Consider the following 7,219-nt stretch of genomic DNA (forward strand, 5'->3'; position numbering starts at 1 on the left):
CTTGGCTTGGGTTATTGGCGACCGCAGCAGCAAGACCTTCAAGTTGTTATGGGTGATTGTAAAGTGCTGGCACTGTTTCTTCTACGTCACCGATGGATGGAAGGTTTACTCTAGCTCAGGAAGTCGAAGAGCTTTATCTCTCGTTCAAAGCGTTCAAACAGTTCTCCTCCACCCGCAGGAAAATCAATCAGCACGATTTGAGTCGTGGGAGATTCCAGGCTATTGAGGAGTTCATCGGCTCCCCCTCTGACGCTTAAATCAATCCGGCTCACACCCGCATCAGAATCAAAGGCAGACGAAAACGCTTGGTTGTAATGCCGATGCAGTTGGGCATTGCGGCGATCGCAATCAAAGGCCCGAGTGGGGATGTCTCGTCGAATGAGGATGTCACCCAGAGCCTGAGCAACTGTGCTTTTGCCGTTACCGCCCTTGTCAGAGGTGATGCCAATCATCCGTTTCGGGTTCAGTTGCTTGTCTCGGGGTTCAGCAACTTGAGGTTGGAGTTTCGTTGTTTTACTGGCCATTGCTCCACTTTTTATCTCCGTTTAGAGATCGTCATCAGAACGCATTTCTTGAAAACCATGCTCGTTGGTATTGGTTAATGACGGTTGCATCTCACGCTCTAGGTGAGGTCGTGGTTGCTCTTCGAGTGGTAGCCCTGATTGTTGCGATCGCGGGGACGATGGAGAGGGAAGTGAGTTAGTCTTTTTGACCTTGGCAGACTTGGAATCTAAAGTGGGGATTGTCGGTAAGTCAGCTTGGGGTTGAGAGCTCGGCTCTCTTGTAAATACCGCTTCAAAGTATTTAAGGTTAGGTCAACGCCTTCCGCCTTAAAGACGTTGGCAATATCTTCTAAGGTATAGCCCGACTCCTGAGCTGCTTCGATTTTAAGTCTGAGCCGAAACACTAACTCTTTCACCTGCAAGCCCTTGGGATTTTGCGCCAGGTGCTCCAGTTTTGAACTCAACTGGTTCGCGGTGCTCTCGGGGTAAATCTTCGGCGGCTTGCCCATAATGGCCTCACTGAGTCTTGTCCAAATCGCCATGACTCCGATGGAATGCTCCTACTACTCTTCTAACGAAATCGCGTAGAGGCTGGCGGCTTCAGAAGGCGGTCTTAGCAAAACTTTGAGTTTGGGCTTGCTGTTTGCTGGCATCGAGTCTGCCGAAATCCATCCAGAAGTGTTAGTACAGAATTCTGATGACTCGGTGGCGAGTTGGAGGGTTATGCCTAAGTTTGAGTCGATGGATCAGGCGATCGCAGAACTCCAAGCTGAGATTCGAGAGACTCTAAGAGATTCTGAGCTGCATCAGCGGAGAGTGATCGCCAAGCGCTTTTACGTCACTGAAGCGGAAGAACGGCGGCTAGAAGAACTACGGCAGGGGGTCGGCCTCTCAGCCTTTGTGCGAGCGAAAGTGTTCGGATCTGGCATTCCTCGCCCTCGGGCGATCGCCCCTCAAATCAACCGAGAAGCCTACGTTCAGCTCGCTCAACTCAGAGCTAACTGCAACCAAATGGCCAAAGCAATAAATATAGCAGTCCAGCAAAACAGAGATTTACCGCTCACTCCTGCTTACCTCGAACAACTGGAACGGCTCGAGAAACTGCTGGTGGAAATCGGGCTGCAATTGAGCCCAGGCAAGCATACTAATCAGGAGGAAACGGACGCATGATTGGGAAGATATTGCAGAATCACAACTTTAGAGAAACCACTCAATACGTACTCGATAAGGAGGCTGCGCGGTTACTCGGTGGTACCGTAATGGGTGCCGACTCAGATACCATCTCGCGAGAATTCCTGATGTCGCGCGACTTAAACCCTGGAATTGAGCGACCCGTTTACCACCTGATTGATGCCTATAGCTATGAGGATGCAGTGACTCAGGATTTGAGTGATGAGTTTCTCAGAGACAAAGCGATCGCCCGTTTCGCGGGATTGGTGGTATCGGCACGAGAACCAGAATTGCTGCGACGTGACGACAAAACTGCATACAAACAGCAGGTTAATGAGTTTATTGAGTCGGAACTATACGAGTATCAATGGTTCTGTGCCGTCCACGAAGACACGAAGCATCGGCATACGCATTTCGTTGCCAGTCGCATCAACCTCTTGGACGGGCGAGCGATTCCAACTTGGCAGGACCACGAGCGCAGCCAGCGTATTTGCCGTGAGACAGAAAAAGAGTATGGGCTCCAGCCCTTAAAGAGCTCCTACGAAATCGAGCGGCGATCTCCCACCCGAAGACAAGTGGAGGCATGGCAGAAAACTAGGGTTCCCCCTGTAATGATCGTGATGCAAGATGCTATCGACCAGGAGACAGTCCCGGGACGTGAATTGGAGCAGCTGCAAGCAGCATTGCTGCAAAACCACGGCATTACACTCCGGGGGTGCGATCGCCCCAGCAAACCAGGCACCATTTTTGAGCAAGTGGATACTAAAGGCGAAGTTGTCAGAATGTCAGGGTCTCAGCTGGGACGAGGCTACACACTCCCCGCGCTTCAGCGACGACTAGAAAGGGAGCGAGATATCGAGTTGCTTGGGACTGAGTCGATAACTGAAGGGATAGTTGAGCTTGACCCAGTTGAGGATATTTTGAGGATACAAACCGAATATGTTCATCGCCTAGTCCCTCAAATTCAAGAAATATGGAACCGGGAGAGGGTGGGCAGAGACAAACTCAAGGCTGCAACCTTTGAGGACTACCAGATTCGCTTGGGTGAGGAAGGTCAACCGGAACTCTATCTCCGCGATCGCCTATTGATGGCCTACTCAAAGGGTCAATATCAGGGCTATGGATTGACGGAACTGGACTGTACAGCGATCGAGCAATTCAACGCACGATTACACCAGCAAGCTCTGTCACAGCCACTAGACCCGGAAAGGCAAAAGCATCAGGCAAGCCATCCAGTCGAGCGATCCCACTCGCGAGCTCGGCATCTCGAACTCTGATGACAGCACTGACACCGAATGAAGAGCTAATCCGGCAAGATCGAGAGTAGAGAGTAAAGTAATTCCTGCGATCGCCAGTCTCTACTCCCTTCACGACAACCCTAAGATCCTCTAGTTCTAACTCGAAGGGTAAATGATTCCTTGGTAGTATAGCTGTTGAACTGAGTACGCAATTACTCAACGAGAGAATGCAGGTTTAGGCTTCAAAAACACCCAAGATTACGTTTGTAAGTAATATGGGTGTTTTTTGATTTTCTAGGCCAAAATTAAGCCGAAGCCCTGTAGTTCAACTAATTGAAACTGTTTCAAATCTCCCCATAGATACTCATCCTTTAAATTGCAAACCTCACCTAAAAATGAGTAGAAGGTAATTGCCCCGTGAGCAGAAATGAAGTTGCGCTATTCATCCTGCTAGGAGGGTTAGTTGCTGCAATGGCGAGCGCTTGCCTACCCATGTTCTTTCATATCGTCAACTATCGCGATATGAGCACTTCTGGCTGGTTGGAGTTATGGCTATGGACAGCGATTGTTTTCTTTAGCCTCGGCGTTTATGTAACGGCTCTGGTCGTTCAGCGCAGCTCAAGGCAGGCAGCAGAAACTGAGCCAGCTTTTCTGTGGCTAGGTGCTACGGTGGGGCCACTAATAGGCAGACTAATTTCAGGGCTTCCGCAATTTATGCAAGCACAGCAACCGCTTACTTTCTGGGTCACTGTGGTGTTTTCCATTGCGCTGTCTTTTCTGGGAATTCGTCTTGCTTGTCAATTCAAACGCAGCCGTGCTCATGCCAATGTAAAGAGTTTATTGTTAAGAACCTTGGTTCCGTTCGTGCTAACTCCGACACTGATCTGGCTGCATTATGGCAGTTTCCCAGGTGTGCTAGCTCTTGCGGCGGATCGGCAGCAATGGGCTTATCAAGAATTTTATGACTACAAGAAGATTGTGGAATCAGTCAGGACTTGTCAGCCGATCGTAACGCGAGTCGGTAGCGTTATATTTGTGGCTCCAACCTTTGGCGAAAACTATGTGATCTCTGATCAAGGAAGCTCAGGACATAATGGAAAGTTAACTTTAGAAGTCGTGGGTACAACAGGTGTAGGGGTTGCTATCTTTGAGTTTCATATCGTTACTCACGTTGGAGCGGGTCGGTTTACATATAAAAATAGAACAGAAAAAATAAGCTGTCTAAGCTAGCTCAAAACTTGATTCGACAAGTGCTATTCAGGGAACTTTTGTGGCGGGTGAAGCGGTACGTTAGCTACTACTGACTCAACTGAGCTGTTATTCACAGTTTTTACTAGATTAAAGCCTAGCAAAAAGGAATGTAGTTAGTTTAAACCCCATTCTTTCTATCCAATTAGGGCGATCGCTCTTGCTCTCACGATTGAGACACTGTTGATATTCCGGCTATTGAGAACCCTTGAAACTCCTGCTATATGAAAGCTTCAGATCATGAATTCCTACCTTGGGGTAGTAAGTTTCATCCTTGAACTATAAGCACCGTCAGGCTTTGCAAAAAGATGACTCTGCCAGCCTAGCTCAGCTAGGCTATGAGCTGATAAGTTGTTGCCTTTTATCAGGATGATGGCATGACTCCTCGTCAGTGGCTTTTAAGTCTGGTCATAGTAGGGTTGATTTTGTCCCTAGCTCCGAGTTGGAGTCCCAGCAGTTCACTACGGGGATTGGAGGGGCAGGCACAGACGAGTCAAGCTGTGCAAGCGAAAGCGGAGCGGCTGTTGAAATTGGGTCAAGCGCAACTCAAAGCCTTCCAAGTTGAAGCCGCTCGGCAATCGTGGCAACAGGCGTTAGGGTTCTATCGTCAACTTCAAGACCGTCGAAGTGAGGGACATGTCTTAGGGCTGCTCGGCGATGCCTACATTGTTTTAGGCAACTACGACCAAGGCATGGACCATTACCAAAGAAGCTTAGCCATTGCTCGCGAGACCAAAGACCGTCAAGGCGAGGTCAAGGCCTTAATGCGGCTAGGGATGGTTGGCTATGATAATTGGGGAGACTACAACAAAGCCATTGATTATTACCAACAAGGCCTAGCCATCGCTCGCGAGATCAAAGACCGCCAATCCGAGGTAGAGATCTTGTGGCAACTCGGTAGTAATCATGAAGGTTTAAGTACTACCCATGATTATGGGGGAGATAAAACCATCACCATTGACTATTACCAACAAAGCTTAGCCCTCGCTCGCAAGATCAAAGACCGTCGAGGCGAAGGAGCTGCTTTAGGGGCTCTAGGAACTGTTTATAGCAACCGGGGAGACTACAACAAAGCCATTGATTATTACCAACAAAGCTTAGCGATCGCTCGCGAGATCAAGGACCGTCAAGGCGAGGTCAATGGATTGTGGAGTCTAGGCGGTACCTATCGTGATTTGGAAGACTACAGCACAGCCATTGACTATTACCAACAAAGCCTAGCCATCGCTCGTGAGACCAAAGACCGCCGAGGCGAAGGATCTGCTTTGGGGGCTTTAGGGGTTGTCTATGAGGCTTTAAGAGATTGCAACAAAGCGATTGACTATTATCAACAAAGCTTAACGATCGAGCGCGAGCTCAAAAACCGTCCCTATGGGGGATATGTCTATCTAAGTGAGCCGAGGCAATGCCGAGGAGGTTCTAAGTAGCAGCCTAGCCCTTGAGTATCACCGTGCATCGACCCTTCAGACGATGCTTCCGTCCACAGAATTGAGATTTTGTTGACATCTCAGCTATTGAGAATCCCTAAAACTCCTGCTATCAAAAGACTTTGGGCGACAAATTCTTGCCTTCTTGTAGTAGGGGCCACGATACGATCGCTCTCTCAATCCAGACACTACAGTTTAAGAGACCTCATAGCTGATACTGCCTTTGGTATGAACCAACGATTTGGGAATGAATAGGCTGATGAAGGGGGATTTTTGCGGGGAAAATATACAGAAAGTTTCGGCCTAATCACCTGGTGTAGAGGAGTTATGCCAAAACTTTCCGTCTAATAATAGTTAGCTTTCTAGTAGTTAGTTGAAACCGAGTTTGTAGAGGTTGTGATGGCGGTACAAGAATCAACCAAGCAATTTCCCCAGCTTGAAACCAAAAGGCTCTGCTTAGGCCAACTATCTCTATTGGATGCAAAGGATGTCTTTGAGATTTTTTCTAATGAAGAAATAACTAAGTATTACGACTTAGCAACGTTCATCACTATTGAACGAGCTGAGCAATTTATCAATCAGATGAACGAAAAGTTTGCAACCAATAAAGGTATTCGCTGGGCGATCGCATTGAAGTCTACTAATCGTTTGATTGGTACCTGTGGTTACAATGCTGTCTACTCAAGTAGTAGACGCGCCGTTATCGGCTACGAGTTGAAGCGGGAGCATTGGAAGCAAGGGTATATGCAAGAAGCACTTCACGCAATGATTGAATATGGATTTGCAGAACTTCAACTCAATCGGCTTGAGGCGTTTGTTATTCCTGGTAATGAGCGATCAATTCAAGTACTTAGCAAATTGGGGTTTGTTGAGGAGGGTATTTTGAGGGAATACGGCTTCTGGAAAGACCAGTTTTGGGATATGCAATGCTTCTCCCTGTTAAAGCGAGAATGGCAAAGTTGAGCAACAATCACTTGCTAAGCAGCTAACAATGCCCACGCACATATCAACTCAGCGATCGCCCAAGTGAAGTAAGGGCGCACCTAGTTTATATTGGGCATGCGAGCGACGGTATCTGCCAGCTCAAACCCAAGCCCTTCAAGTCATGAATCAAACTAAATCTTGGTGGCCCGTCTGGATTCCCTACCCCAATTCCTGGTTGAGTGATTCGCTTTCCGGGTAAAGAGTTTTTACTATTGGCGATCCGCTCGTTTGGAGACGCCACCATCATTTACAACGAATCAAGAGGAATGCTCTACTACAAACGAGAGCAAAAAGGATTGAACAAACTGAAGCCTGATCCCCTCACTGACCTATCGGAACAAGCTTATTGGCTGAAGAAGAATAGACGTGACTTTTTTGGCAGTTCCAAAGGCGTGCGTAAGCCAATGGCTAATACCAATTTAATTTTTATCTGCTACAGATAGAGAAGAGGGGATTGGAGCAGGAGGATGAAACAGGATGGTTGGGGTTTGCAAAATCAAGATTGAGGAGAGTGAGGACGAGTTGCGAGAACTGTTACTGACCTCCACCCCACACTCTCGTTTGAGCCACTGCTGAATCCCCCCATAACTGTCAAATCCCTCGCTCTGCTGTAGTTGTTGCTGTAGCTTCTGATCTGCTGCCTCGGGGA

At 48.1% G+C, this 7,219-nt stretch carries 9 protein-coding genes and 1 pseudogene; 7 read left to right on the forward strand and 3 right to left on the reverse strand.

Annotation, left to right across the window (positions count from 1 at the left end):
- Positions 1–109, forward strand: a pseudogene (locus tag NDA01_RS30785) (IS1 family transposase); the annotation flags it as partial.
- 1 nt (position 110) lies between these two features.
- On the opposite strand, the gene NDA01_RS30790 reads toward NDA01_RS30785, so the two are convergent.
- Both NDA01_RS30790 and NDA01_RS30795 read right to left on the reverse strand, forming a co-directional pair.
- Positions 111–524: a hypothetical protein gene (locus tag NDA01_RS30790; RefSeq protein ID WP_348231049.1), complete on the reverse strand. Its 414-nt coding sequence runs from the start codon at positions 522–524 to the stop codon at positions 111–113.
- Between the two features lie 206 nt (positions 525–730).
- Positions 731–1,045, reverse strand: coding sequence for a hypothetical protein (locus NDA01_RS30795; protein ID WP_348231041.1), 315 nt, complete (start codon positions 1,043–1,045; stop codon positions 731–733).
- A gap of 82 nt (positions 1,046–1,127) precedes the next feature.
- On the opposite strand from NDA01_RS30795, the gene NDA01_RS30800 reads away from it, so the two are divergent.
- The 6 genes from NDA01_RS30800 (at position 1,128) to NDA01_RS30825 (ending at position 7,013) form a co-directional block, all read left to right on the forward strand.
- The gene (locus NDA01_RS30800) at positions 1,128–1,673 is read left to right on the forward strand and encodes a hypothetical protein (protein WP_348231042.1); all 546 of its coding nucleotides are present in this window, start codon (positions 1,128–1,130) and stop codon (positions 1,671–1,673) included.
- A complete protein-coding gene (locus NDA01_RS30805; RefSeq protein ID WP_348231043.1) occupies positions 1,670–2,950 on the forward strand; it encodes a relaxase/mobilization nuclease domain-containing protein in 1,281 nt (426 codons plus the stop codon). Before NDA01_RS30800 ends, NDA01_RS30805 begins: the two co-directional genes overlap by 4 nt.
- A 378-nt stretch (positions 2,951–3,328) precedes the next feature.
- Positions 3,329–4,141, forward strand: coding sequence for a hypothetical protein (locus NDA01_RS30810; protein WP_348231044.1), 813 nt, complete (start codon positions 3,329–3,331; stop codon positions 4,139–4,141).
- Between the two features lie 395 nt (positions 4,142–4,536).
- Positions 4,537–5,586 (forward strand): tetratricopeptide repeat protein, encoded by a 1,050-nt coding sequence (locus NDA01_RS30815; protein WP_348231046.1) that lies wholly within the window; start codon positions 4,537–4,539, stop codon positions 5,584–5,586.
- Positions 5,587–5,985: 399 nt separating this feature from the next.
- Positions 5,986–6,549: a GNAT family N-acetyltransferase gene (locus NDA01_RS30820; protein ID WP_348231047.1), complete on the forward strand. Its 564-nt coding sequence runs from the start codon at positions 5,986–5,988 to the stop codon at positions 6,547–6,549.
- Positions 6,550–6,749: 200 nt separating this feature from the next.
- On the forward strand, positions 6,750–7,013 hold the full coding sequence (locus tag NDA01_RS30825) for a hypothetical protein (RefSeq protein WP_348231048.1): 264 nt from the start codon (positions 6,750–6,752) through the stop codon (positions 7,011–7,013).
- Here the strand turns inward: NDA01_RS30825 and NDA01_RS30830 are convergent.
- A partial coding sequence (locus NDA01_RS30830; protein WP_431193596.1) for a hypothetical protein occupies positions 6,990–7,219 on the reverse strand: 230 nt, incomplete at its 5' end. The genes NDA01_RS30825 and NDA01_RS30830 overlap by 24 nt on opposite strands.

Source organism: Trichocoleus desertorum AS-A10, assembly GCF_039962155.1.
Taxonomy (GTDB): domain Bacteria; phylum Cyanobacteriota; class Cyanobacteriia; order FACHB-46; family FACHB-46; genus Trichocoleus.

Coding starts and splice junctions, on each gene's coding strand:
- NDA01_RS30790 (WP_348231049.1), bottom strand. CDS start 524: ATGGCCAGTAAAACAACGAAACTCCAACCTCAAGTTGCTGAACCCCGA.
- NDA01_RS30795 (WP_348231041.1), bottom strand. CDS start 1,045: ATGGCGATTTGGACAAGACTCAGTGAGGCCATTATGGGCAAGCCGCCG.
- NDA01_RS30805 (WP_348231043.1), top strand. CDS start 1,670: ATGATTGGGAAGATATTGCAGAATCACAACTTTAGAGAAACCACTCAA.
- NDA01_RS30815 (WP_348231046.1), top strand. CDS start 4,537: ATGACTCCTCGTCAGTGGCTTTTAAGTCTGGTCATAGTAGGGTTGATT.
- NDA01_RS30820 (WP_348231047.1), top strand. CDS start 5,986: ATGGCGGTACAAGAATCAACCAAGCAATTTCCCCAGCTTGAAACCAAA.